The sequence below is a fragment of the Agrobacterium tumefaciens genome, assembly GCF_013337285.1.
GTDB lineage: Bacteria > Pseudomonadota > Alphaproteobacteria > Rhizobiales > Rhizobiaceae > Agrobacterium > Agrobacterium burrii.
The window spans coordinates 278,265-302,141 of record NZ_SUPW01000005.1; the positions used below are offsets into that span (position 1 = coordinate 278,265).

The window sequence follows — 23,877 nt, forward strand, 5'->3', positions numbered from 1 at the left end:
GAAAAAGCCGTCCCGGCTATAGGAATTGATATGGAAACGGATGGAAAGACCCTTCGCCGCGGCTGGACCACGGGCACCTGCGCGGCAGCCGCCACGAAGGCGGCCTGTGCCGCCCTTCTGACCGGCGAATTTCCTTACCCCGTCGAGGTCGAACTTCCAAGCGGTGCGAGGCCGGCATTTTCCCTTGCAACGGAAGAAAAAGGTGAAAACTTCGCCCGCGCCGGCGTCGTCAAGGATGCCGGCGACGATCCTGACGTCACCCATGGCGCGCTGATCGAAAGCACGGTCAGACGGGGTGAGCCAGGAAGCGGCATCACTTTCAAGGCCGGCAAGGGCGTCGGCACCGTTACCCGGCCGGGCCTGCCACTGCCGCCGGGAGAACCCGCCATCAACCCCGTGCCGCGCAAGATGATCGAGACCGCCATTCGCGAAGTGGCGGGAGCGAATGCCGATTTCGAAGTGGAAATCTCGGTTCGAGACGGCGAGAAACTGGCCGAAAAAACCCTGAATGGCAGGCTCGGCATTCTCGGCGGCATTTCCATTCTCGGCACTACAGGTGTCGTCATTCCCTTTTCCTGCTCGGCCTGGATTCACTCCATCTGGCGCGGCATCGATGTGGCGCGGGCAACCGGCTGCACACACGTGCTCGGCGCAACCGGAAACACCTCCGAAAAGGCCGGGCAGGCGCTGTATGACCTGCCGGAAACTGCCCTGATCGACATGGGCGATTTCATCGGCGGCATGCTGAAATATCTGCGCAGCCACCCGGTCGAGCGGGTGACGATCGCCGGCGGTGTCGCCAAAATGACCAAGCTCGCCCAGGGCATGCTCGACGTGCATTCCAAAAAGGGCCTTGCCGATCTTGAAGCATTGGCGGCTTTGGCCACGGAGGCGGGAGGCGATGATGATCTCGCCATTGCCATCCGTCAGGCCAACATGGTCGCGCACGCCTTTCAGCTGGCCGAAGACGCGGGGATAGACCTCGGGGCAATCGTTGCGGAAAAAGCCTGGGTAACCGCTGCGGCGGCGCTGAACACGCCGGCCATCGCGCTCGATATTGTGGTTTTCGATCGTCAGGGCGCGCTCAAGGGGCGCACCGCCTCCACGCCGTCGCATCAACCCGCCGCATCTTCTTTCGGAGAACGGAACCGGCGTACATAGTCGGTACTATAAAGCGCGCTCTCGCGAAAATCCGTGGAGGCAAGCCCGCGACCGACAAAGATCAGCGCCGTGCGCTCCACCGGCTCGGCCGCAAGCTTGCCCTCAACATCGAACAGTGTGCCGCGAATGACCCGCTCATCCGGCCAGGAGGCGCGCACCACGATGGCAACGGGGCAATCGGACCCATAAAGCGGCGTCAGCTCCTCCACCACCTTGCCGATGGCATGGATGGCGAGGTGGATGGCGAGTGTCGTGCCAGTCGCACCGAAAGCCTTCAGCGTCTCACCGTCAGGCATCTTCGATGCACGACCGGAAATGCGGGTCAGCACAAGGCTCTGCGCCACTTCCGGCACCGTCAGCTCCCGCTGCAAGGTGGCGGCAGCCGCGGCGAAGGAGGGCACACCAGGCGTGACGGTATAATCCAGACCCAGCCGCTCCAGTCGGCGGATCTGTTCGCCCATGGCGCTCCAGACGGAAAGATCGCCGGAGTGCAGCCGCGCGACATCCTTGCCTGCCTTTGCCGCCGCCGCGAATTCCGCCTCGATCTCGTCAAGCGAGAGCGCCGCCGTATCGATGATGCGCGCCCCCGGCGGGCAATAATCGATCAGCGCCTTCGGAACCAGCGAACCGGCATAAAGACACACAGGGCAGGCAGCGATGAGATCGCGCCCGCGCACCGTAATGAGATCTGCGGCACCCGGACCGGCGCCGATGAAATGAACCGTCATTCTTCTTCTCCGTATTCAATGGCGCAGTCGTTACCACGTGGCACGTTGCCCGTCGTTGCGATAGCCACAGTTACATCACCGACGACGAGGCGTGGCGAAACCAACCGTGCATTTTCTCCCGCCGCCGCAAGCGCCGAAGCTTCACTGACGCTTGGCGTTCCGGCATGATCAAGGCTGGCCTGTGAAAATGTCATCGTCTCAGCGGCAACTGCCTCGAGCCGCTTCTGCGTTACGATTTCAAGCGACAGCGACAGGGCTTTTGCCGCTTCCGCGAGGCCAGCTTCCCCGGCCTTGAGCGACGCAGTCGCCAGAGAGTCAACCGTCATGCCAAGGGTCAGCTCGGCGGTGCGTATGGCCGTGATGATCGCATCCGAAGCAGCACCTTTACGGCAGCCTATACCGGCCACGGTCACCATGGCTTGACCCAGCTCCATTGCGTCACCGGCATGGCCGGCCGCCAGCCTGACATGGAGCCGACAGCCGCTACGCGAGAAACCTCCAGCCGGATCATCGAACCGCCAAGCTGCGCACAGGCGGCCAGCAAAACCGCTTCCATTTCCAGCGTCACCGCATTGGCGACCAGCCGCCCGCCGGGTTTCAAAACCTCCATGGCAGCCTCGAGCACACCTGCTTCACTGCCGCCACCGCCAATGAAAATAGCATCCGGCGTGGGCAAGCCTTCAAAAGCTGCCGGGGCCACACCGATCATGACCTCCAGCCCCGGAACGCCAAAAGCATCGGCATTGCGGGTGATCCGCTCCGCCCTTTCCGGATGCTGCTCTATGGCAATGGCGCGCAGCGAGGGATGCGACAGCATCCATTCGATACCGATCGAGCCGGAGCCTGCTCCTATGTCCCACAGCAACTCGCCCCGTCGAGGCGCCAGTGAGGAGAGCGTCACAGCCCGGATTTCCCGTTTGGTTATCTGCCCGTCATGTTCGAACAGACTGTCATCGAGCCCCTGCGTAAACGGCAGGACACGCGCATCCTCATCCGCCACGACATCAATCGCCACCACATTCAGCGGGTCAATATCTTCAAAGGCAAAATCAGCCGCCCTGGCTTGCCGCCGCCTTTCACGCGCTCCCCCCAACGCTTCAAGCAGGATGAATTCCGACCGACCAAAACCGGACTCAGACAGCAACCCCGCAATCAAAGCCGGGTCACGCTCATCCGAGGTCAGCGCAATGATCCGCGCGCCGGGATGCAGATACGGCCGCAAAAGATCGATGGAGCGCCCATGCAGCGAAACGCATTCGGCCGATTGCAACGCCCAGCCAAGGCGTGCCGCGGCCAGAGAAAAGGCGGAAGGCGAGGGATAGCAGACAGTCTCCCCGGAGGGGATCCGCCGCAGAAGCGTAACACCGACGCCGTAGAAAAACGGATCGCCGGAGGCCAGCACACAAACCCGCCTGCCGCGCAACGCCAGAACATCGCTCATGCCCACATCAAAGGGCACTGGCCACGGGCGTGCCTCCCCCTGAATGGCTGCTTCCGCCAGTTCCAGATGACGTTTGCCGCCGAAAACCACCTCGGCCACCTCTATTGCCGCAACCGCGTTGCGGCCCAGCCCCTCAAGCCCGTCTTCGCCGATACCGACGATCGAGAGCCATGGCTTTTCTTTCTTTTCGGTGGAAGCACTCTTTTCAGTAGAAGCCTTACCCGTTCCGGAATATTCAGACGTCATGACAGGCTCCATACTCATCCTTGGCGGCACGGCGGATGCCCGCATTCTGGCCGGCAGGCTGGCAGAAGACTCCGGCTACCGAATTCTGCTGTCCATGGCGGGCCGCACGCTCTCGCCGGTCGAACAGCCGGTACCGATGCGCAGTGGCGGGTTTGGCGGCGCAGCAGGGCTGGCGGATTTCATTCGCACCGAGGGTTTCGATATTCTGGTCGATGCCACCCATCCGTATGCGGCAAAAATTTCCGCCAACGCGGTTGAAGCGGCAAGACTGGCCGACGTTCCACTTGTGGCGCTTTCGCGTCCCGCCTGGCAGCGACAGCCAGGTGACCGATGGCAGAGCGCCGACACTGCCGAACAGGCTGTTGCCGCGCTTGGAGATGAAAGCAGGCGTGTATTTCTGGCTCTCGGCCGCCAGGAGCTTCTTCCCTTCGAAGCCGCCCCCCGGCACAGCTATCTCATCCGCAGCGTCGACCCCGTGGAGCCGCCACTGAACGTACCGCATGCGCGCTACATCACCGCACGCGGCCCCTTTGCGCTGGACGACGAAATCCGCATGCTGGAGGAAAACCGCATCGAGACTGTGGTTTCGAAAAATTCCGGCGGCAGCGCCAGTTACGGCAAAATCGAAGCGGCGAGACGGCTTGGCCTGCCGGTCATCATGATCGAGCGGCCGCGATCTCTCGGCGACGCGCCCCTGAAGGGCACGACGGTGCCGGACATAGCGTCTGCGCTCACCGCCATCCGCCATCAGCTCTCCCTTTTCGAAAACCGCGGCGAATAAGCGATCGGTTCCTTGCCGGAACGCTCGATCAGACGGGTTTCCACCGAACCGACGATGATGCAGGTGGCCATGTCAGCCATGTCGCTCAATGCTTCCGAGAGTGGCACGACCCGAATGCACTCATCCGCACGGCCCGCGGCGCGACCGAAGATCACCGGCACCGAGCCGGGCAGATGCGCGCGCAAAAGATCAAAAGCGGTGCCGAGCTGGTGCGGCCGCGCCTTGCTGACGGGGTTATAAAAAGCCATCACGAAGCCGGCTTCCGCCGCCGCGATCAGCCGCTTTTCGATGATGCCCCAGGGCTTGAGATTATCAGACAGCGAAATGGCGCAGAAATCATGGCCTAGCGGCGCGCCAGCCTTTGCGGCAACCGCCAGCATGGCGGTCACACCCGGTACGACGGAAAAATCGATGCCACGCCATTCGGACGGGCCATTTTCAATCGCCTCGCAGATGGCCGCCGCCATGGCGAAAACGCCGGGATCGCCGCCGGAAACCACGCAGACCTTGCCACCTTCGGCTGCAAGCCGCAGCGCCTGTTCGGCGCGGGAAATTTCCTCACGATTGTCGGAGGCGTGGCGGCGTTGGTGGGGACCAAGCGACAGGCGGTCGAGATAAGGAATATAACCGAAGAAATCTTCCGAAGCCTCGACGGCAGCCAGCGCTTCCGGCGTTACCTGCGCCATACTGCCGGGGCCGAGGCCGACGACGACGAGCCTGCCGGTCATGGCTTTTCACCTGCAGACGGTCTGGTTTTCCAGCCGGGCACCAGAACCAGCGAAAAATAGGGTGCCGGCGATGCGTCACGCTCGATAAGCGGCACCGCATGGCTGTTTGCCATGGTGCCGCGCTCCACATAGAGCGCCTCGCTGAGCTTACCGGCCTTTTCCAGCGCCCGGCGGATTTTCGGCAGGTTGCGCCCGACCTTCATGATCACGGCTCCATCGGTACCGGAAAGTCGTTCCGCGAGAATATCTTCCGCAAGCGTTCCGGGGAGCACGCTCAATATATCGTCACCCTGTACCAACGGCAGCCCGGCCATGGACCAGCAGCCGGACATGGCCGTGATACCCGCAACCACCTCTGCATCGTAGGACGGAGACAGCCGCAGATGAAGGTGCATATAGGAGCCGTAAAACAGCGGATCGCCTTCCGAAAGCACGGCCACATTGCGCCCGGCCTCAAGATGGGCGGCAATGTCCCTCGCCGACTGGTCGAAGAATGCGGCAATCGCGCCGCGATAATCCTCGCCGTTCTTGTCGCTTTCGACGGTCACCGGATAGACCAGCGGCATTTCCAGCGTACCGGGGCGGATGAAGGCTTCGACGATGCCGCGACCATTACCGCTACCGCCCTTCTTGCAGAAAAAAGCAAGCACATCGGCATTTTCGATGGCGCGCACCGCTTTCAGTGTCAGAAGCTCGGGATCGCCCGGGCCGGTGCCGACACCAACCAGTTTACCCTTGGCTTGTTCAAAAAGAGCCGCACTCACAGGCCTGCCCTCGCAACCGCATTGATGGCAGCGGCCGTCATGGCCGAACCGCCCATACGTCCCTTGACGATGGCATAGGGAATGCCGAGCGCGCTTGCCTCCAGCGCATCCTTCGATTCCGCCGCGCCGACGAAGCCGACGGGCATGCCGATGATGGCGGCGGGACGCGGCGCACCCTTTTCCAGCATCTCGAGAAGATAGAACAGCGCCGTCGGCGCATTGCCGATGGCAACAAGAGCGCCGTCCAGTTTTTCCGCCCAGAGATCGAGTGCGGCGGCCGAACGCGTATTGCCGATCTTTTTCGCAAGCTCTGGTGTGCGTGGATCACGCAATGTGCAGATGACGGCATTGTCATTCGGAAGCCGGGCGTGGGTTACGCCATGGGCAACCATTTGCGCATCACAGAGGATGGGCTTTCCGGCCAGCAACGCACCCCGCGCCGCGGCAACGAAATCGGGCGAGAAACGGAAATGGCTGGCCGCCTCCACCTGCCCGCAGGCATGGATCATGCGAATGGCGATATCCGCCTGCTCTTCGGTAAAGCCGGATAAATCCGCTTCTTCACGGATAATGGCGAAGGAGCGCTCATAGATCGCGTTGCCGTCGCGAATATAGTCATAGTCGGTCATCGGTCATCCTGTCGAAGCGCCGCACCAATCGCTTGCCTGCCAAGACGGGCAAGCAGGGTGGCGCCGTTTTCCCCGGGCTTATGTTCTTTTTCGTAGAGACGGGCAAGCCGCGAAAGCGCCGTCCTCTGCTGTGCGAAAGGTAAAATCCCGTCGGGTGGGTCGCCGGCGCGGCCGGAAACGGAAAAGGCCAGCCCATCGGCCGTGCCGCAAAAGGCCAGAAGCGACGGGGCAGGGTGCGCGCAGCCTTTGCCACAGCCGGAAATATGCAGCGTGAAAGAACCGTCGAGCAATGAGGCGCATTCCCGGGAAGCAAAAGCGGCCAGTTCATGCGTTGGAAGAAAAGCCGATGCACAGCCCGGCGCGCCGGGACAGACAGCGATGGAAGAGCGCGCATCACCGGCTTCGGTAACGAAACCACATGCCCCCGCAGCCTCAAGCAATGCATCGCAAGCGGATTTCGATCCGAAAAATAGCATGCTATGGTTTGGTGACGGCCGCAAAGCCCAGATGCCGAGCATATCGGCCTCATGGCAGAGATGCGATAAATCCGAGCCTCGAACCTGCCCGAAGGCAGGCGCGGTTCCGGCAGCAAAAAGGCCCGTGCCCGCTGCCATCAATCCAAGCGGCGAAGAAGGTGCCCGAACGGCCTCGCTCTTTAGCAGCCGATCCAGCAGCCGGTCACCACAAACCGCTTGGATGGCCGATCGGTCCAGATCGCGGCCACGTGCAAATGGCCCCTTGCCGGCGAGATAAAGGAGAAGCGAAAGGACCACATCCGCCGCCGCAGCCGTTTCGACCAACCCCGCGTTCAGTGCTTTGCTTTCCGGCCCGCCGACAAGCAGTTGCCAGAAAGTCTGGCTGTCCAGCCGGATCGCTTTGAGGCGAATATCTGCCAGCAATTCCCCCATGGAGAGATATCCGCCACCATCAATGACGACAGAAATCTTGGCGGCGAGCTTTTCATGAAGAGCGAGCCGGTCGGCCTCTTTCCTTATCTGTTCGGCGAGAAAACGCCCGTCGGCGATTTCCGTGTCATCCCGGCCGGCAAGAGGCGAAGTCTCGACTGCCAGCCCTTCGCGCAGCGGCAGACCAAGTGCCAGAACATCCTTTTCCAAGGCGCATGCGCTTTCCGGCGTCAGGCCGCGGAACTGGAGGCTGCCGCGTGCGGTGATGTCGAGCAGGCCATTGCCGTGCCGCTCGGCAAGGTCGCAAAGTGCCACCATCGCACGGGGCGAGATATCCGCCTCGAAAGCTACTCGGGACAGAAAACCGTCGCCGGTCCGCATGGGTGCTGAGAGCGCCGGGCAAAGACCGCGGCGACCGAATGGCTGAACGGTATCGGCAGCAGCAGCCATCATGCGCCAACCCTTTCTGTGCGGGGCAGGATCAGCATTTCCAGCTCCGCATCCACCGCATTTCTCCGGCTGTGCCACAGGCCGCGACGGCGGGCGGACAGGAAGCGCTCAGCCATCACCTGTCCTGCCTTCGGATTTTCCCGCAGGATGAAATCGCGCACCGCCTCGTTGCCGAAATAGGCATCATAAAGCGCCTCGATCAGCGAAGAGGAAACAACATGAGTGGTTTCGGCAAAACCGACCAGCCGGTCCACAGTCTCGGCAAATTCCGCCGCTCCGCGTGGGCCATGCCGCATCTGGCCGGCAATGAAGCGCGGGTTGACGGCGCGTGCCCGCACCACCCGCGTCAGCGCCTGCGCCATCGACCTTGCACGCGGACGTGCCGGGTCGGTCGTATCCAGCGCCACGATATCGGCTACACCACCCAATGCTGCCTTCGCCGAGGAGAAGCCGCCGATGAAGGCGACATCGGAAGAACCGTCAAGAAGATCGCGGCCGGGATCGTCGCCAGTATGAACCAGAAGATCGGCCCGGCGCACAAGTTCCACAAAACCGGCATTCTCGAACATCTCCAGCCCATCGGCACCGCCGAAAGCATGGCTTGCAGCATCAAGATAGGCCTGTCCCAACTCCTCGCGTTCCTCCCATTTTCCGCTGGCGAGTTTTTCTTCGATACCCGCGCCATAGGTTCCGGGCGCGGAACCGAAGATACGCGCCGGAATATGCCCGAGCGCTGCCGCCTCTTCCGCCAGCGGATTGTCTCCCGGCGCCTCATCCCGCCGCGCCACGGCCTTGGCGGCGGCATCAAGCAGCGCAATCAGCGCCGGAAACATGTCGCGGAACAGGCCGGAAATGCGAAAGGTGACATCAACCCGCGGCCGCCCAAGGCTCGCCGGTGGCATAACTTCGATGCCGGTGACGCGGCCAGTGGTCAGGTCATGGATCGGTCTCGCCCCCATCAGATGCAGCGCCTGCGCCACATCCTCACCGCCATTGCGCAGGCTCGCACTTCCCCAGAGATCGAAAACCAGATGTTTCGGCCAGTCGCCATGACTTTGCAGGTGGTGCCGAAGCACTTCTTCCCCCGCCATGCGGCCTAGCTCGAAAGCCGTCGGCGTCGGCATGGTGCGCGGGTCGGCTGCATAAAGATTACGGCCGGTGGGCAGCACGTCGAGCCGTCCGCGAGCGGGTGCCCCGGAAGGGCCGGCAACCACATGTCGTCCATCAAGCGCGGCGAGTAGCGCCGCTTTTTCCGCCCTGGCGCTTTCAAGTCTCAGCGGATCGATTTCCCCTTCCGCGTAGCGGCCGAAGACATGCTGGCCATCCTTGATGGCGAAATCTTTCAGGTCGCAGAGAAAGGCGTCGATACGCGACAGGGCCGCGTCGGCGTCATCCTTCGCGCCCACGCCCGCCTCCGCCGCAAGCCCGGTTTCCAGCGCCTTTTCAACGATCCGTTTCGCCAGCCGGTCACGGCGGCGGCGATCCAGCCCATCCGCCTGCGCATATTCATCGACCAGCTGTTCCAACGCCGATTGGCCCTGTGAAAGCCCGGCATTGACCAGCACCGGCGGAATATGGCCGATAGTCACGGCAGCAATCCGCCGTTTGGCCACCGCCGCCTCGCCGGGATTGGAAACGATGAAAGGATAGACCACCGGCAGTGGGCCGGTGACGATTTCCGGAAAACAATTGCGCGAAAGCGCGACCGTCTTGCCCGGCAGCCACTCGAGCGTGCCGTGAGCACCGACATGGACGATGGCATGTGCCGCCGCGACCCGTTGCATCCACGCACCGAAAGCAACAAGTGCGTGACGCGGCGGCAGGGCAGGGTCGTGGTAATCCACCCGCTTATCCTCGTTTCGCCCCCGGTCCGGTGCGAGCGCCACGAACACATTGCCAAAACGGGCGACGCGAAAGCGGAATGCGCCATCGGCAAGCGCATCGTCACTTTCCGCAGTTCCCCACGTGGCATTCACGGATACGGCCGCCGTTTCCGGCAAAACCTCAAGAAAATCTAGATAGGCGGAAAGATCAATCGCCGCTTCCTGATGCTCGACACAATCCAGTAAAGCCCGAGCGGTTTCAGGAATATTCGACACCGCATATCCCGCATCGGCAAGATCGCGCAACATTTCAAGCACGCTTTGCGGCACATCCAGACCAACGGCATAACCCATGCGCCCCGGCGCGGCACCGGGATAATCGGGCATCAGAATAACGATACGGCGATCCTGTTTCGATGCCTGTTTCAATCGCAGAAAGGCCGCGATGCGGTTCGCCACCTGCTCGACGCGATCCGCCTCCGGCACATTTAGGAGGCTGACACCACCATCCGCCCGCGCCTGTTTGAACGAAATCGCACCGGCGAGAATCCGGCCATCCAGTTCCGGCAGAACCACATGCATGGCAAGATCGGACGGGTTGAGGCCGCGGGCATTTTCCACCCAGCCATCCCGCCGGGTCGTTGCCATGACCACCTGAAACACCGGCACGCCAAGGCGGTCGAACAGTGTTTTCCCGACTTCATCCGTCTGGCTGGCAAAAGCCGTGGCGGCGATGATGGCGACAGGCTGAAGATCGGGCAGCACGGTTTCGAGAAAACGGATCGCCTCCCCATCCTTCAGGCCGCTGACGAAAATCGGCAAGGGCGCAAAACCGCGCTCGCAGAGCGCGTGGAAAAGCGCATCCACGGGCACCGCATCCTCCGCAAGCAGCATGGAGCGGTAAAAGAGAATGGGAAGGATGGCTGCATCGGCTGAAAAAGCCGCGCGCGCTTCTGCCTGGCCGACGACGCCCTGCCCCGGCCGGTAGAATCCGGCCTTCGGCAATGGTTCGGCCTCGATATCCGGCCAGATGCCATCCTTTGCCAGAACCGCCAGACCAGCTGCAAGGCGGCCCATATTTTCCCCTCCGCCTTTACGGAAAAAGGAAAGGACGGAGGCCAACATCTGCCGATCCACGGTCGAAGCCGCTTCGAGCTTTTCGTCCCTTTCGCTGCATTCTCCCGGCAAAAGCAGAAGCTTGATGCCGTGCCTGCGTGCCAAAATCGCAAGCTGGTCGACGCCGTAACGCCAGCGCTCCGCGCCGCCCAGAATCCGGATAAGAATAACGCGGGCATGTTCCGCCGTCTTTTCGGTCCACAGATCAACCGACATCGGATGCCGAAGCTCGGACAGGTTGGCGACGGACAGGGACGGCGCAGAGTCCCCCGCCTGTCGCCAGGCCTGCTCAAGCCCGGCGATGTCGCTTGCCGAAAAAGACAACATCACCACATCTGAACGGGGCTGGTTGAGATCAACCGGCTCGATCAGGTCGTCCAGAGACGAGGATGTGGTGGCGAGAATATGCATCTAAGGCATTTCCAGTAAAAGTCCGTGGCCGGTCAGGCGGCCAGCATCTGTTCTATCTTTTCGCGGTTGATGCCCTTTTCACCGATGATAACGAGCCGGCTGCGGCGCTCCTCACCCGCCGCCCATGGGCGATCGTAATAGTGGTTGACCCGGCTGCCCACGGCCTGCACCTGCAGGCGCATCGGCTTGGCGGAAACCTCAATGAAGCCCTTTATGCGCAAAACATTTTCCGCAGCCGCCGTCTCTGCAATGCGGATCGCCAGCGCTTCCGGATCGCTCACGGCAGGCAGATCGATGACGAAGCTGTCGAAATCGTCGTGTTCATGATCCAGTTCACCATCATGGTGGGTACGGCGGTTTTCGATGTCCTCTTCCACTGCAAGACCGAGACCGATCAGCACCGCAGGATCGATTGCGCCATTGGATGCCACGACGATCTTCGCGGCCTTTGGCAGGTGCTCAAGAATGTGGGCCTTTGCCTTGTCGAGACCAGCGCTATCGAGAAGATCAGCCTTGGTCATCACGATAAGGTCGGCGCAGGCGATCTGATCCTCGAAAACCTCTTCAACCGGGTCATCGTGATCAAGCGCCTCGTCATTCGCCCGCTGGGCGGCGAGTGCTTCCATGTCGTGGGCAACCTGTCCCTCGGCAAGGGCGGCACCATCCACTACGGCCACCACGGCATCCACCGTCACGCGGCTCTTGATCGCCGGCCATTGGAAGGCCTGCACCAGCGGCTTCGGCAGGGCGAGGCCGGACGTTTCGATGAGGATATGCTCCACCTTCGGCTGGCGGCTCAAAATCTGCTCGATGGCGGGCTGGAAATCATCCGCCACCGTGCAGCAGATGCAGCCATTGGCCAGTTCGACGATGTTTTCTTCCGGGCAGCTTTCAATGCCGCAGCCTTTCAGAATTTCGCCATCGATGCCGATATCGCCGAATTCATTGACGATGATGGCGAGCCGCTTGCCATCCAGCTTTTCCAGAAGACCGCGCAGCAGCGTGGTTTTTCCGGCCCCCAGAAAGCCGGTGACGATGGTGCAGGGAACGCGGTCCAGAAGGGTGCTCATGATCTCTCCTCGGTAAAATCGAATGGGGGAATGCGCGCCACCATGCCGCGCTTTAATGTGTCGGGCCGGCCACGCCAGGGCATCAGGCCATCTGCGGAGGCGGCCAGCATATGCGCGCCTGCAAGCAGGTCTTCCGCGTCATTGGGCGTCAGCCCGCCAAACACATAGGACCAGCCGTCGCCGCCACGCAGCACGGCACTGAGGCCGCGCTTGCAATTGGCAAGGCAATTGACGGAACGAACGACGACGCCAGATTCTTCCGCCTTTGCGGTGACGGCATCGGCGAGGCGCGAACCGGCGCGCGGTTCAGCATTGGGATCGGCTTCATCGCGACAGCTTCGGCAAACGAAGACGACCACACCGGACGCCGTGTCAGCCTGCGTGTTTCCGCCTGCACATGAAAATGTCGCTGAAATATCCAAACCGTTTCGCTTCCCGCGCCTTCAAAAAAATCGTCGGGGTGCGGATATCGAAAACGGCATGCGCAGATGCGCAACCCCAATGTTCGATCTGACCGACTGACCGGAGCACCCCGCCCGGCAGACGTTTTTTCTGAAACGGCAGGTCTCCTGGCTTGCGGCTTCAAAACACCCGGGCACCGCCTTCCCGAACCCATATTGAAGGCCCAGTGGCTTTACGGTGCGGGCTTACCGCTTACAGTTGCGGGGGCAGCCACGGAATGACCCATTGTCCGGGTGGAACCGTGTTCCCTCTTAGCTTTTCCCGTTGCCGGGAAAAGACCGTCAGTCCGCTACCATTAGGCTGAACGGGGGTGAGGGTCAATGCCGCGGCCTGTCCCTCACACATTGCCGGGTGCGGCAAATTGGGTATAGTCGCCGCTCCGAATGGCGGGGGCATGGCCCCGCACAGCAGGATGAGAAGGAAAACGTGATGACGCGCGACATCAGCGACAACGAAGCCGAACGCCACCGGCAGAAAATGGTCAACCGCAAGACGGCTCAGGATGCCGAAGTTGCGGCAAAGACCATCGAAAAAGGTCTGCTGATGATCAATACCGGCCCCGGCAAAGGCAAGTCCACGGCGGCCTTCGGCCTTGCTTTGCGCATGCTCGGCACCGGGCGGCGAGTCGGCGTGGTGCAGTTCATCAAGGGCGTATGGTCAACGGGCGAACAACAGGCTCTGACGCTTTTCGGTGACAAGATTGTCTGGCGCACCATGGGCGAGGGTTTCACGTGGGACACACAGGATCTGAAACGCGATGTTGCCGCAGCCACAAAGGCCTGGGAAGAAGCCAAGGTCCTGATGGCCGATGAAACGATCGGCCTCCTGATCCTCGATGAACTGAACATCGCGCTGCGTTACGACTATCTGCCGCTGGAAGAGGTCGTTGAAACGCTGTCCAGTCGCAGGCCTGATCTGCACGTTATCGTCACCGGCCGCAACGCCAAACAACCGCTGATCGACGCCGCCGACATGGTGACGGAAATGACGCTGGTGAAACACCACTTCAAGGCGGGCGTGAAGGCGCAGGCCGGGATAGAATTCTGACATGACTGCGCGGGTGCTGATGTTTCAGGGAACCGGCTCGGACGTCGGCAAATCGCTGATGGTGGCCGGCCTTGCCCGTGCTTTCGTCAAGCGCGGCCTGTCCGTCATGCCGTTCAAACCGCAGAACATGTCGAATAATGCGGCGGTCACCGCCGATGGCGGCGAGATCGGCCGCGCCCAGGCGCTGCAGGCGCGGGCGGCGGGTGTGCCGCTCTCCGTTCACATGAACCCGGTACTCCTGAAACCACAGAGCGAGACCGGCGCACAGGTGGTGGTGCAGGGCAAGATCGTCGGTAATGCCAGAGCGGCCGATTATCAGCACATGAAGGCCGGGCTGATGCCGCTTGTGCTGGAAAGCTTTGAGCACCTGAAACTACGGGCCGATCTTGTGCTCGTGGAAGGAGCGGGCAGCGCGTCTGAAATCAACCTTCGCGCCAATGACATCGCCAATATGGGTTTTGCCCGTGCGGCAAATGTGCCCGTAATCCTGATCGGCGATATCGATCGGGGCGGCGTCATCGCCAGCCTCGTCGGCACCAAGGCAGTGCTTGAGCCGGGCGATGCGGCAATGATCGAAGGTTTCATCGTCAACCGCTTTCGCGGCGATCCGGCGCTGTTTTCAGATGGCATGCGGATGATTGCGGAAAAGACCGATTGGGCCTCCATTGGGCTTCTGCCGCATTTTTCCGATGCCGCGAAACTGCCGGCGGAAGATGCTCTCGGTCTTTCCGGCCCTGCCCAGCAGAAACCGGGCGCAAAGATCCGCATCGCGGTGCCAATCCTGCCACATATTTCCAATTTCGACGATCTCGATCCGCTGGACATGGAACCGGATGTGGAACTGATCCGCGTGCGGCCGGGCGAAACCATTCCTGCCGATTGCCGGCTGGTGCTGCTTTGCGGCTCGAAATCCACCATCGCCGATTTGGCCGTGTTGAAAAATGCGGGTCTCGATATCGATATCAAGGCCCATGCCCGGCGTGGTGGCTATGTTCTTGGCCTATGCGGCGGATACCAGATGCTGGGGAAAACCGTCGCTGATCCTGACGGCATAGAAGGGCCGCTGGCGACGATTGACGGGCTTGGCTTGCTGGATGTCGATACGGTTTTGACCGGCGACAAACGGCTGGTTTCCGTGCAGGGCAGGAGTTTCGACGGAATTGATTTATCCGGCTATGAAATGCATGTCGGCGAAACCAAGGGTGCTGCGGATAACCAGCCGTTCTCGATGATCGACGGACATGCCGATGGCGCCATCTCGCCCGACGGCCGCATCTTCGGCACCTATATTCACGGGCTTTTTGCGGATAACGGCCAGCGCAGCGCATGGCTGGAGCGGCTTGGCGGTGAGGGCACCCATCTGAATTACGATGCGCAAGTGGACGCCGTTCTTGACCGTCTGGCGACACATATGGAACAGCACCTCGATCTCGACCGGCTGCTGTCTATAGCGCGATAAGGATCGCCAGCAGCCCAAACAGGCCGATCAGCAAGACATCTGCGATCCGCGCCAGCCGCAGCGCGGTGCGAATATCGCCGGCAACCAGCGTCGCTCTTCCGCCTTCACCCATGAAACCCGCATCAATCATCTGCCCGCCATAGGAGCGGGGGCCGGCAAGTGCAAAGCCAAGAGCACCAGCCAGCGCCGCCTCCGGCCAGCCGGCATTGGGGGAACGATGGTGGTGCGCATCACGACGGATCGCAGCGATGGCGCCCTTGGGCGACGCGCCCTTCACAAAAAAAGCTGCCACTACGAAAAGAACGCCGCTCAACCTCGACGCCGGCAGATTGACCAGATCGTCCAGCCGGGCCGAGGCCCAACCAAAGGCTCCATGGCGTGGCGAACGATGGCCGATCATGCTGTCGGCCGTATTTATCGCCTTATAGGCCGCGCCGCCCGGCAGGCCCAACAGGCCGAGCCAAAGGGCAGGGGCAACGATACCGTCAGAAAAATTCTCGGCCAGACTTTCAATCGCCGCCCGGCAGATCGCCGCCTCATCCAGCTTTTGCGGATCACGACCAACGATCATCGATACAGCCTTGCGGCCACCTTCCACCCCCTCGCGCTCCAGAGCGGTGGCAACAGCTTCCACATGCTGTTCCAGACTTTTCTGCGCCGGAAGCGAAGCACCGAGGATCGCCACAGCCAACAGGCCAAAGGGCAGGAGAAGCAGAATCGATTGCGCAAACCATGCAAGAATGACGGTGAGACCGGCAAAAACCACCAGAGCCGCCACGCCCGCCGCCTTACGCTGCGAAAATGACGCGCTCTCCCGGTTCCATTTTTTGTCCAGCAGCGCGATAAGCGAACCGATCCAGGTGACGGGGTGGCCGATGCGATTGAACAGCCAGTCCGGATAGCCGGTCAGGCGTTCGATCACGAGCGACAGGAAAGCGAGAGCAAAGAACATGGGCGAGACAGTACCAGAAAAGGCTCAAGGAGCGATCCGTCACGGCGGCAATCTCGGCAAGGCGCGCCTGATGTTTCCTGACGCGCCTGAACCGTGGATCGACCTTTCGACCGGGATCAATCCGCACTCCTATCCGCATTCGCCGGTTCCCGCCAGCGCATTCGCCCGCCTGCCGGAACCGGATGCCGCCGAAGATTTGAAGCAGCTGGCAGCAGCCCATTTTGGCGCGCCTTCTGCCTCGCATGTCACGCTGTCTCCCGGCACCCAGATGTTGATGCCGTTACTCGCTCAAGTCGCGCTTTCCCGTGGGGCAAAAAGCGGGGCCGTGCTTTCGCCCGCCTATGCCGAACATGCCCGCACCGCGCGCATGGCCGGACTAACCGTGACCGAAGTTGAAAATCTTGGCGACCTGTCAGCTCACGACTATGTGGTGGTGGTCAATCCCAACAATCCCGATGGCCGCATCACGGATCGAGAGGCTTTGCTGTCTCTCGCCGATTCGATGCGTCGTAAAGGCGGCATGCTCGTCGTGGATGAAGCCTTTGTCGACGCAGGAGGGGCGGAAAGCCTCGCAAATGCTGCGGATCACGAGGCGCTGATTGTGCTGCGATCCTTCGGCAAATTTTATGGCATGGCTGGCGTGCGGCTCGGTTTCGCGATTGCGCGTCCCGATATTGCTGCCGCACTGGAAGCAAACTTAGGCCCGTGGGCAGTTTCCGGCCCGGCACTGCATATTGCGACCGAAGCTTTGGCAGACGAGGAATGGCAATCATCCATGCGCCTCCAGCTCGCTAAAGAAGCCCGGCGCATGAATGACCTGCTGAAGGAAGCGAGGCTGGAAATCGCCGGCGGCACGTCCCTCTTCACGCTCGTTCGGGACAAGCGTGCCACAGCGCTGTTCGGCCATCTCGGTCGGCGCGGCATTCTGGTCCGCATTTTCGATGAAAGGCCGAACGACATGCGTTTCGGCCTTCCCGGCAGCGAAGCGGACTGGCAGCGCCTCGATGAAGCGCTGCTCTCTTTCTATCATCCCTCGAAGGTGTAGGTCTCAATCGAATCCGGCTTCATTTCGATGGAGAAGCCCGGCAGTTTCGGCGGCATGTAAGCGGCGTTGCGGATATCGCAAGGCTCGATGAAGTGCTCGTGCAAGTGATCCACATATTCGATGACGCGACCTTCCTTGGTGCCCGATACCACCAGGTAGTCGATCATCGACAGGTGCTGCACATATTCGCAAAGGCCGACGCCACCGGCATGCGGCCAGACCGGTAGATTGTATTTGGCGGCAATCAGCAGCACAGCCAGCACTTCATTCAGCCCACCCATACGGCAGCTGTCGATCTGCACCACATCGATGGCGCCTTCGGCGATGAACTGCTTGAACATGATGCGGTTCTGGCACATTTCACCAGTTGCTACCTTCACGGAACCAATGGCTGCGCGAATCTTGCGATGGCCGGCGATATCGTCCGGGCTGGTCGGCTCTTCGATGAAGAAGGGCTTGGAAAAGGCGAGCTTGTTCACCCACTCGATTGCCTGATCCACTTCCCACACCTGATTGGCATCGATCATCAGATAACGGTCGGGGCCAATCACCTCGCGGGCGATGGTGAGACGGCGGATGTCATCCTCCAGATCGCGACCGACCTTCATCTTCACATGGTTGAAACCGGCATCGATGGCTTCCTGGCAAAGACGACGCAGCTTGGCGTCGTCATAACCGAGCCATCCGGCCGACGTCGTGTAGCAGGCATAACCCTCGTTCTTCAGCGTTTCGATACGTTCCTTCTTGCCGCTTTCGGCCTTTTTGAGGATCGCAAGCGCATCGTCGCGGGTCAGCACATCGGTCAGATAACGGTAATCGACGATATCGGCGATTTCTTCCGCGCTCATATCGGCAACAAGCTGCCACACCGGCTTGCCCGCCTTCTTCGCAAGCAGATCCCAGACCGCATTGACGACGGCACCGGTGGCGAGATGCATCGCACCCTTGTCCGGGCCGATCCAGCGCAGCTGGCTGTCGCTCGTCAGATGCCGCCAATATTTGCCGGGGTTCTCGGTAACCATGGCAAGATCGGTGCCGACCACCAGATGCCGCATCGCTTCGATCGCCATGCAGCAAATGTCATTGCCACGGCCGATGGTGAAGGTCAGGCCATGGCCCTTCAGGCCCGGCTCGTCGGTGTCGAGAATGACATAAGCCGCCGAATAATCCGGGTCGGGGTTCATCGCATCCGAACCGTCGAGGCTCTGGGAGGTCGGGAAACGCAGGTCGAAAACACGCAGATCTGTAATTTTGGTCATGGCCGGTTACTCGCGGTCAGTGTCAAAGGAAATCGTTCAATCGTGGTGGAAGGTTTCTTCCATCATCGCCCACCACTCGTCTTGCTTGCGGCTTTCGAGCGGTTGCTGGCAGGGAATGGTGAAAGACCACCATTCCTGGTTCTTGGGGCTTGCGGCTATCTTCGCCATGTCAGCGCTGAAATCCGTGCCGTGATATTCCCAATAACCGAACAGCAGATTTTCCGGTTCACGCAGGAAGATCGTATAGTTACGGATGTTGCTGTCGCTGATGAGCGCCAGAACTTCCGGCCAGACGGCAGCGTGCAGCCTTTTATACTCCACGATCATGTCCGGTTTGACGCCTATGACCATGCCCATACGCTGCATGAAAAACTCCGTTATTGCTTGATGGTGGCAAGCGCCGCGCGCAGCCCGTGTTGCGGCAGGTTCAACCCCAGCCGTTCTGCAGCAGCGATGATCGGGATGAATCGACGACGCTTCTTTTCATCGTGGTTACCGGCGATATCGGCCAGCCGATGCGCGAGAAAAGGATTGCGCAAACGTTCGCGCAACACACCGATATAGACCGCAGCCTCATCTCCCATGCCTTCGGCAGCAAAGACCGGCAGAACCTCGTCCCGCCACAGCGTTTCCAGATCCGTAACGAGAGCGTCGTCGGCCATTGCCTGCCGCACCGTCTCGTCCTTGGCCCGGGCATCCTGCATCCAGCGCTCGGCCAGATAGGAATGGCCGAGATTGAGCAGAAAGAGCTTCAGTTTTTCGTAGTGGTCGAGATCATCCGTCAGCACGATCGCAGGGTGAGCGCATGGCAAAACGAGCCCTTCCTGCCTCTCGATCGCCCAGAGCGCATAGGGCTCCGCCACCGCACCAACTGGATCGATCGGCTCGGAGACGATGCGATCGACCAGACTATTGGCGAAACGGCATTTCTCGTTGAGATAAAAGGCAAACCCCGCCGGCAGCCGCCACTCGTCTGCAAGCTGGCGAATGACTTGCTGCAGCCTTTCGCCATTGCGCGGCACAAGCTCGCAGGGGAAGATCGACAAAGGCGCTTCCGGATTGCTCTGAAAACGCTCCAGCAGCAACGTGCAGAGCTTCGCCGGAAAGCTTTTCGGCACCACCGTGAAATCGGCCGCAAGGCCAGGACCGTCAGCGGAATCCAGCTCATAACCGCGATCGCCCGTATTGGACAGGATAACCTCGGCCACGCAGGCAAGACGCCGCACTTCGGCCCAGTCGGTCGCGGCCGTCAGCGCGCGTGCGACAGCCTTACCCGGAATTTCCTCTTCCACTTCCTGCCCATCGCTGATACCGCGAATGCGCACAGGGTAGGGCGCTCCGCTGTTCAGTGCCGCAACACGCTTCAGGCTTTCCGCATTGCCGGTCGTCTGGACAATAGCGATATGTCCAAGAGCCTCGCCTTTATCCAGCGCCTGCGAAACGAACAAATCCGCATGCGCCAGAAGAAAGCGGCTGGTGCCAAATTGCAGAATGGGCGTGTCAGCTGTCATGCGACCTCCACCATGCCTTTGATCACTCCGGCTTTCGGATCGGTCAGACCGGCGAATTTGGAAGGCACATCGGCAAGCGTCATACGGTGGGTGATCAGCGCTTCAGGTACCTTGCCTTCCCGCAGCGCCTGCAAAACGCGTTCGAAATCCTCAGGCGTGGCGTTGCGGCTGCCGAGCAGCGTCGTCTCGCGCTTGTGAAACTCCGGATCGTTGAAGCTGATATCGCTGGCGACGATGGATACCAGCACATAGGAGCCGCCATGCCCGACGAAGGAAAACCCGCGCTCCATGGCCTTCGGATTGCCCGTCGCATCAAAAACCGCATCGAAGAAATCACCGCCGGTAATATCGTAAAGGCGGTCTTTGTCGCCTTCACCAAGCGTTACCGTGTGGGCAACACCGAGGTGCTGCTTGCAGAAATCCAGCCGGTCGGTGCGCCCGTCGATCATGGTCACCTCGCCACCATCGAGAGCCGCAAAAACCGCAACCGCCATGCCGATCGGGCCGGCGCCGACGATCAGGACCTTCTGTCCTTTCTCGACCGCTCCACGGCGGACCGCATGGGCGCCAATGGCCAGAAATTCAGTCATGGCTGCCTGATCGAGGCTCAGCCCCTCCGCCTTCAGCACGAATTGCTGCGGCACGCTCAGATATTCGACCATGCCGCCGTCGCGATGAACGCCGAGAACGCCGATATTGCGGCAGCAATTGCTCTTGCCTTTCAGGCAGGCGCTGCACTCACCGCAGGAAATATAAGGGATGACGGTGACGACGTCGCCTGCCGTAAGATCGCTGCCTTCCGGTGCCTCTTCCACTGTCCCGGAAAGCTCGTGGCCCATGATGCGTGGGTAGGAAAGATAGGGCTGGTTGCCTGTGAAGATGTGTAAATCCGTACCGCAGACACCGATGCGCCGGATGCGCACCAGCACTTCACCTTCGCCACGAAGAGGCTTCGGCAGGTCCTTGGCGGTGAGTTGACCGGGAGTGTCACAGAAAATCGCCAGCATGCATCACCTGTCAGAAAGGGAATAAAAACGGATGGCGTTGCCGCCAAAAACTGCCGCATGGTCCTCTGCCGGCACGATGTCGCGGCAGAAATCCAGCCAGCCCTGATAATCTCCCGCCAGTCGCAACACCGGCCAGTCGCTGCCGAAGATCGCGCGGTCGGCACCGAAGATTTCCAGAATGGTTTCGGCATAGGGCCGAACCGCTTCCGGCCGCTGATCGCCACGCTCCGTCAGCAGGCCGGAGAGCTTGCAATGGACGTTGGGAAGAGCAGCCAGAGCCGCCATGTCGCTCCGCCAGCCGCTATAATGACCGGTAGCGATCAATGGCTTCGCACCATGATCGATGACAACAGGCAATTGCGGATAACGGCGGGCAAAGGAAAGGAGATGCGGCAGATTGGGCGGCAACACCAGCGCATCAAAGACCAGCCCGTGTTTCACCAACGCTTCCACGGCGGCATCCAGCGCCTGATCGTCGATCCAGGCAATATCTTCCATGCCCTGCAGCATGGGGCGCACTCCCTTGAAGGCCGGATGTTTTGCCCGGCGGGCAATTTCCGTCACCGCATCGGGAGACTTCATGTCCACCCAGCCGACCACGCCCTTGATGAAGTCGGTCTTTTCCGCCAGCTCCAGCATGAAATCCGTATCGACCGCAGTCTCCATCGTCTGCACCAGCACCGTGCCGGAGACACCGGCTTCGGCCAATAACGGCGACAGATCGGCCGGAAGAAAATCCCGGTAGATGGCGGCGAGCGACGGCGGCGGCCATTGCCCGGCGCGGTCCTTCATCAACCAGAAATGCTGGTGGGCGTCGATGATCATGGCCTCAGGCCTTTCCGCCGGGTACGGGCGAACCTTCGGCAATCAGGCCGCGCCTGTGCAACTCAGACCAGAATTCATCCGGGATAGGCTGTTCGAACCATTCGATATTGGAGGCAAGCTGCTGCGCATTGCGCGCGCCTGACACGACCGTGACCGAAGCCGGATGGGCGAGCGGAAATTGCAGCGCGGCCGCCTGCAACGACACGCTCAGCTCCTCGCAAACGCCCTGCAGCGCATCGACGCGCGTGAGGATATCGGCAGGCGCATCGGCGTAGTTGAACTTGCGGTTGCCGGCCAGAATGCCCGAATTGAACGCACCGGCGACGACGATGCCCACGCCGCTTTCAGCACAGCGGTTCATGAAGGCAAGGCTCTGCTGTTCCAGGAGCGTATAACGACCGGCAAGCATGGCGACGTCGATATCGAAGACATCCATCGCGTCGCTAACGATCTGCCATTCGTTGACGCCAAGGCCAACAGCTCCGGTCGACCCTTCTTCACGCAGTTTGCCAAGCGCCCGGAAGCCGCCGCCAGTGGTCAGCTGCTCCCAGTAATGCTGGTGCTTTTCGCCATGGGTGAAGGAGCCGATATCATGCACATAAAGAATATCCGGCTTCAGAACACCCAGCCGCTGCTGGCTAGCCTCGAAGGAACGCAGGATACCGTCATAGGAATAATCATAAGTCGGGCGGAACGGCAACGGCGCGATATAGGCGTCCTCTTCCGGGCCGACGGTTTCATCCGGAACCATCACACGACCGACCTTGGTGCTGAGTGTATAATCGCTCCGCTCATGCTCCGTTACCATGGTGCCGAGACGACGCTCCGATCGCGTGTAACCGTAAAAGGGCGCGGTATCGAAATAACGCATGCCGCTTTCCCATGCCGTATCGAACGCACCTTTGGACTCTTCATAGGGCGTAACGCGGTAGAGATTGCCCATCTGGGCGCAGCCGAGGCCCATGACCGTGACGTCAACGGCGCGGCGCGGCAATTTGCGTGTATCGGAGACTTTCATCGCAGGGACTTTCCGGGTTTTTCTTTGAAAAGGCGCGCCGCCGTAAAGCGGCGCGCCGTCATGCATTAGTACAGAACGTTCTTGGCTTCCGGCTTTTCAACGTTGTCCTTAGTGACGACAACGACGCCAGTGTCGACGAACTTCTCAACCTTTTCCTTGTTGATGAGCTTGGTGATGGTTTCCACACCCTTTTCACCCATCTGGTAGGAACCCTGAACGACGATGCCGGCCAGCGTGCCGTCCTTGACGAAGCCCTGAAGGTCCTGATTGCCGTCGAAGCCGATGCCGATGACCTTGCCGGCCTTACCGGTCTGGGCGAGCGCACGGCCAACGCCGATTGCCGTCGGCTCATTGGCGCCGAAGATGCCCTTCAGATCGGAATTCGCGGCCAGAACGTCGGTGGTCTGGTTCAGCGCGGTCGCCATCTGCGACTGCGAATAGAAAGGACCGACAATCTTAAGGTTGGAATTCATCTGGATGTAATCGGTGAAACCGCCAACGCGGCCAATTTCCGAACCGGCGCCGGCGACGTATGACATGACGGCAATCTTGCCTTCCTTGCCCACCTTGTCGATCAGCGCCTGCGCTGCCAGTTCGCCGGCTTTCTTGTTATCGGTCGCGAGGAACGACTGGTAATATTGCTCCGAGCCGCTGGCCAGCTGCGAGTCGATCAGAACCACGGGAATACGGGCTTCCCAGGCCTTCTTGACGGCCGGAACCAGTGCATCCGGATCGGAAGGGGCAAGAACAATGCCTGCGACCTTACGGTTGATGGCGTTTTCAACCATGTTGACCTGGTCGGCGATCGCGGATTCGGCAGCCGGACCCTGGAAAGTCATGGTGTTGCCGGAAGAGTTCTTCATCGCCGCATCGGCGCCCTTCTGGACGTTCTGCCAGAAAGTGGAGTTGACGGTCTTGACAATGACGGCGATTTCGCCGGCCTGCACGGTGGAAACGCTCCACAGCGCGATTGCGGATGTCAGAAGGGCGGTCGCAAGTTTGTTCATTTCTTCCTCCGTGATGTCGGCATACCGGGCCT

Annotated in this window: 23 protein-coding genes and 1 riboswitch; of the genes, 5 read left to right on the top strand and 18 right to left on the bottom strand. The window is 60.9% G+C overall.

Translation table 11 applies throughout. From position 1 onward, the window contains the following. Positions 1-30: 30 nt before the first annotated feature. A complete protein-coding gene (locus tag FCH38_RS15930) occupies positions 31-1,161 on the top strand; it encodes a cobalt-precorrin-5B (C(1))-methyltransferase (protein ID WP_174374330.1) in 1,131 nt (376 codons plus the stop codon). Here the strand turns inward: FCH38_RS15930 and cobM are convergent. From cobM to cbiE, 3 genes are read right to left on the bottom strand one after another with little or no spacing between them, the layout of a single operon-like run. Further along, entirely contained in the window at positions 1,116-1,889 is a 774-nt protein-coding gene (cobM, locus tag FCH38_RS15935) for a precorrin-4 C(11)-methyltransferase (protein WP_174374331.1), read from the bottom strand. The genes FCH38_RS15930 and cobM overlap by 46 nt on opposite strands. Further along, on the bottom strand, positions 1,886-2,305 hold the full coding sequence (locus FCH38_RS15940; protein WP_174374387.1) for a cobalamin biosynthesis protein: 420 nt from the start codon (positions 2,303-2,305) through the stop codon (positions 1,886-1,888). Before FCH38_RS15940 ends, cobM begins: the two co-directional genes overlap by 4 nt. After that, on the bottom strand, positions 2,299-3,576 hold the full coding sequence (gene cbiE, locus FCH38_RS15945) for a precorrin-6y C5,15-methyltransferase (decarboxylating) subunit CbiE (RefSeq protein WP_174374332.1): 1,278 nt from the start codon (positions 3,574-3,576) through the stop codon (positions 2,299-2,301). The genes FCH38_RS15940 and cbiE overlap by 7 nt, the downstream gene beginning before the upstream one ends. Between cbiE and FCH38_RS15950 the strand changes: the two genes are divergently transcribed. Beyond that, positions 3,575-4,357, top strand: coding sequence for a cobalt-precorrin-6A reductase (locus tag FCH38_RS15950; RefSeq protein WP_174374333.1), 783 nt, complete (start codon positions 3,575-3,577; stop codon positions 4,355-4,357). The genes cbiE and FCH38_RS15950 overlap by 2 nt on opposite strands. On the opposite strand, the gene FCH38_RS15955 is transcribed toward FCH38_RS15950, so the two are convergent. Genes FCH38_RS15955 through FCH38_RS15985 form a run of 7 tightly spaced genes read right to left on the bottom strand, consistent with a single transcriptional unit; the run spans position 4,324 to position 12,675 of the window. Beyond that, positions 4,324-5,085: a precorrin-3B C(17)-methyltransferase gene (locus FCH38_RS15955; RefSeq protein ID WP_174374334.1), complete on the bottom strand. Its 762-nt coding sequence runs from the start codon at positions 5,083-5,085 to the stop codon at positions 4,324-4,326. The two genes, FCH38_RS15950 and FCH38_RS15955, sit on opposite strands and share 34 nt — an antisense overlap. Continuing rightward, positions 5,082-5,849: a precorrin-2 C(20)-methyltransferase gene (locus FCH38_RS15960; RefSeq protein ID WP_174374335.1), complete on the bottom strand. Its 768-nt coding sequence runs from the start codon at positions 5,847-5,849 to the stop codon at positions 5,082-5,084. Before FCH38_RS15960 ends, FCH38_RS15955 begins: the two co-directional genes overlap by 4 nt. Then, positions 5,846-6,478, bottom strand: a complete 633-nt coding sequence (locus FCH38_RS15965; RefSeq protein WP_149900383.1) for a precorrin-8X methylmutase — start codon at positions 6,476-6,478, stop codon at positions 5,846-5,848. Before FCH38_RS15965 ends, FCH38_RS15960 begins: the two co-directional genes overlap by 4 nt. Continuing rightward, on the bottom strand, positions 6,475-7,833 hold the full coding sequence (gene cobG / locus FCH38_RS15970) for a precorrin-3B synthase (protein WP_174374388.1): 1,359 nt from the start codon (positions 7,831-7,833) through the stop codon (positions 6,475-6,477). The genes FCH38_RS15965 and cobG overlap by 4 nt, the downstream gene beginning before the upstream one ends. After that, positions 7,833-11,183 carry a cobaltochelatase subunit CobN gene (gene cobN, locus FCH38_RS15975; RefSeq protein ID WP_174374336.1) on the bottom strand — a complete coding sequence of 1,117 codons (3,351 nt, stop codon included), beginning with the start codon at positions 11,181-11,183 and terminating at the stop codon, positions 7,833-7,835. Before cobN ends, cobG begins: the two co-directional genes overlap by 1 nt. Before the next feature lie 32 nt (positions 11,184-11,215). After that, a complete protein-coding gene (gene cobW / locus FCH38_RS15980; protein ID WP_149900381.1) occupies positions 11,216-12,253 on the bottom strand; it encodes a cobalamin biosynthesis protein CobW in 1,038 nt (345 codons plus the stop codon). Further along, positions 12,250-12,675 carry a DUF1636 family protein gene (locus tag FCH38_RS15985; protein WP_174374337.1) on the bottom strand — a complete coding sequence of 142 codons (426 nt, stop codon included), beginning with the start codon at positions 12,673-12,675 and terminating at the stop codon, positions 12,250-12,252. Before FCH38_RS15985 ends, cobW begins: the two co-directional genes overlap by 4 nt. A gap of 120 nt (positions 12,676-12,795) precedes the next feature. Continuing rightward, a riboswitch (cobalamin riboswitch) is annotated at positions 12,796-13,013 on the bottom strand. Positions 13,014-13,144: 131 nt separating this feature from the next. On the opposite strand from FCH38_RS15985, the gene cobO reads away from it, so the two are divergent. Beyond that, complete coding sequence (cobO, locus tag FCH38_RS15990; RefSeq protein WP_174374338.1) at positions 13,145-13,762, top strand: cob(I)yrinic acid a,c-diamide adenosyltransferase; 618 nt, start codon at positions 13,145-13,147, stop codon at positions 13,760-13,762. A 1-nt stretch (position 13,763) separates the two neighbouring features. Further along, positions 13,764-15,221 carry a cobyric acid synthase gene (locus tag FCH38_RS15995; protein ID WP_174374339.1) on the top strand — a complete coding sequence of 486 codons (1,458 nt, stop codon included), beginning with the start codon at positions 13,764-13,766 and terminating at the stop codon, positions 15,219-15,221. Here the strand turns inward: FCH38_RS15995 and cbiB are convergent. Further along, on the bottom strand, positions 15,208-16,173 hold the full coding sequence (gene cbiB / locus FCH38_RS16000; RefSeq protein ID WP_174374340.1) for an adenosylcobinamide-phosphate synthase CbiB: 966 nt from the start codon (positions 16,171-16,173) through the stop codon (positions 15,208-15,210). The two genes, FCH38_RS15995 and cbiB, sit on opposite strands and share 14 nt — an antisense overlap. On the opposite strand from cbiB, the gene cobD reads away from it, so the two are divergent. Beyond that, positions 16,172-17,218, top strand: coding sequence for a threonine-phosphate decarboxylase CobD (gene cobD, locus FCH38_RS16005; protein ID WP_174374341.1), 1,047 nt, complete (start codon positions 16,172-16,174; stop codon positions 17,216-17,218). The two genes, cbiB and cobD, sit on opposite strands and share 2 nt — an antisense overlap. Here the strand turns inward: cobD and FCH38_RS16010 are convergent. The 7 genes from FCH38_RS16010 to FCH38_RS16040 form a co-directional block, all read right to left on the bottom strand. After that, positions 17,200-18,477: an L-fuconate dehydratase gene (locus FCH38_RS16010; protein ID WP_174374342.1), complete on the bottom strand. Its 1,278-nt coding sequence runs from the start codon at positions 18,475-18,477 to the stop codon at positions 17,200-17,202. The genes cobD and FCH38_RS16010 overlap by 19 nt on opposite strands. Positions 18,478-18,513: 36 nt before the next feature. Then, entirely contained in the window at positions 18,514-18,843 is a 330-nt protein-coding gene (locus tag FCH38_RS16015; RefSeq protein ID WP_174374343.1) for an L-rhamnose mutarotase, read from the bottom strand. 11 nt (positions 18,844-18,854) lie between these two features. Continuing rightward, on the bottom strand, positions 18,855-19,988 hold the full coding sequence (locus FCH38_RS16020; protein WP_174374344.1) for a mannitol dehydrogenase family protein: 1,134 nt from the start codon (positions 19,986-19,988) through the stop codon (positions 18,855-18,857). Continuing rightward, positions 19,985-20,995 (bottom strand): zinc-binding alcohol dehydrogenase family protein, encoded by a 1,011-nt coding sequence (locus tag FCH38_RS16025; RefSeq protein WP_174374345.1) that lies wholly within the window; start codon positions 20,993-20,995, stop codon positions 19,985-19,987. The genes FCH38_RS16020 and FCH38_RS16025 overlap by 4 nt, the downstream gene beginning before the upstream one ends. Before the next feature lie 3 nt (positions 20,996-20,998). After that, positions 20,999-21,820, bottom strand: a complete 822-nt coding sequence (locus FCH38_RS16030; RefSeq protein ID WP_174374346.1) for an amidohydrolase family protein — start codon at positions 21,818-21,820, stop codon at positions 20,999-21,001. Between the two features lie 4 nt (positions 21,821-21,824). After that, entirely contained in the window at positions 21,825-22,838 is a 1,014-nt protein-coding gene (locus FCH38_RS16035; protein WP_174374347.1) for an aldo/keto reductase, read from the bottom strand. Between the two features lie 65 nt (positions 22,839-22,903). Further along, a complete protein-coding gene (locus FCH38_RS16040) occupies positions 22,904-23,845 on the bottom strand; it encodes an ABC transporter substrate-binding protein (protein WP_153515421.1) in 942 nt (313 codons plus the stop codon). Positions 23,846-23,877: the final 32 nt, after the last annotated feature.

What these genes read in the sequence shown, in the direction of transcription:
- FCH38_RS15930 (WP_174374330.1), top strand. Translation starts at nt 31, where the DNA reads ATGGAAACGGATGGAAAGACCCTTCGCCGCGGCTGGACCACGGGCACC.
- cobM (WP_174374331.1), bottom strand. Translation starts at nt 1,889, where the DNA reads ATGACGGTTCATTTCATCGGCGCCGGTCCGGGTGCCGCAGATCTCATT.
- FCH38_RS15940 (WP_174374387.1), bottom strand. Translation starts at nt 2,305, where the DNA reads ATGGTGACCGTGGCCGGTATAGGCTGCCGTAAAGGTGCTGCTTCGGAT.
- FCH38_RS15950 (WP_174374333.1), top strand. Translation starts at nt 3,575, where the DNA reads ATGACAGGCTCCATACTCATCCTTGGCGGCACGGCGGATGCCCGCATT.
- cbiE (WP_174374332.1), bottom strand. Translation starts at nt 3,576, where the DNA reads ATGACGTCTGAATATTCCGGAACGGGTAAGGCTTCTACTGAAAAGAGT.
- FCH38_RS15955 (WP_174374334.1), bottom strand. Translation starts at nt 5,085, where the DNA reads ATGACCGGCAGGCTCGTCGTCGTCGGCCTCGGCCCCGGCAGTATGGCG.
- FCH38_RS15965 (WP_149900383.1), bottom strand. Translation starts at nt 6,478, where the DNA reads ATGACCGACTATGACTATATTCGCGACGGCAACGCGATCTATGAGCGC.
- cobG (WP_174374388.1), bottom strand. Translation starts at nt 7,833, where the DNA reads ATGGCTGCTGCTGCCGATACCGTTCAGCCATTCGGTCGCCGCGGTCTT.
- cobN (WP_174374336.1), bottom strand. Translation starts at nt 11,183, where the DNA reads ATGCATATTCTCGCCACCACATCCTCGTCTCTGGACGACCTGATCGAG.
- cobW (WP_149900381.1), bottom strand. Translation starts at nt 12,253, where the DNA reads ATGAGCACCCTTCTGGACCGCGTTCCCTGCACCATCGTCACCGGCTTT.
- cobO (WP_174374338.1), top strand. Translation starts at nt 13,145, where the DNA reads ATGACGCGCGACATCAGCGACAACGAAGCCGAACGCCACCGGCAGAAA.
- FCH38_RS15995 (WP_174374339.1), top strand. Translation starts at nt 13,764, where the DNA reads ATGACTGCGCGGGTGCTGATGTTTCAGGGAACCGGCTCGGACGTCGGC.
- cobD (WP_174374341.1), top strand. Translation starts at nt 16,172, where the DNA reads ATGGGCGAGACAGTACCAGAAAAGGCTCAAGGAGCGATCCGTCACGGC.
- cbiB (WP_174374340.1), bottom strand. Translation starts at nt 16,173, where the DNA reads ATGTTCTTTGCTCTCGCTTTCCTGTCGCTCGTGATCGAACGCCTGACC.
- FCH38_RS16010 (WP_174374342.1), bottom strand. Translation starts at nt 18,477, where the DNA reads ATGACCAAAATTACAGATCTGCGTGTTTTCGACCTGCGTTTCCCGACC.
- FCH38_RS16015 (WP_174374343.1), bottom strand. Translation starts at nt 18,843, where the DNA reads ATGCAGCGTATGGGCATGGTCATAGGCGTCAAACCGGACATGATCGTG.
- FCH38_RS16020 (WP_174374344.1), bottom strand. Translation starts at nt 19,988, where the DNA reads ATGACAGCTGACACGCCCATTCTGCAATTTGGCACCAGCCGCTTTCTT.
- FCH38_RS16025 (WP_174374345.1), bottom strand. Translation starts at nt 20,995, where the DNA reads ATGCTGGCGATTTTCTGTGACACTCCCGGTCAACTCACCGCCAAGGAC.
- FCH38_RS16030 (WP_174374346.1), bottom strand. Translation starts at nt 21,820, where the DNA reads ATGATCATCGACGCCCACCAGCATTTCTGGTTGATGAAGGACCGCGCC.
- FCH38_RS16035 (WP_174374347.1), bottom strand. Translation starts at nt 22,838, where the DNA reads ATGAAAGTCTCCGATACACGCAAATTGCCGCGCCGCGCCGTTGACGTC.
- FCH38_RS16040 (WP_153515421.1), bottom strand. Translation starts at nt 23,845, where the DNA reads ATGAACAAACTTGCGACCGCCCTTCTGACATCCGCAATCGCGCTGTGG.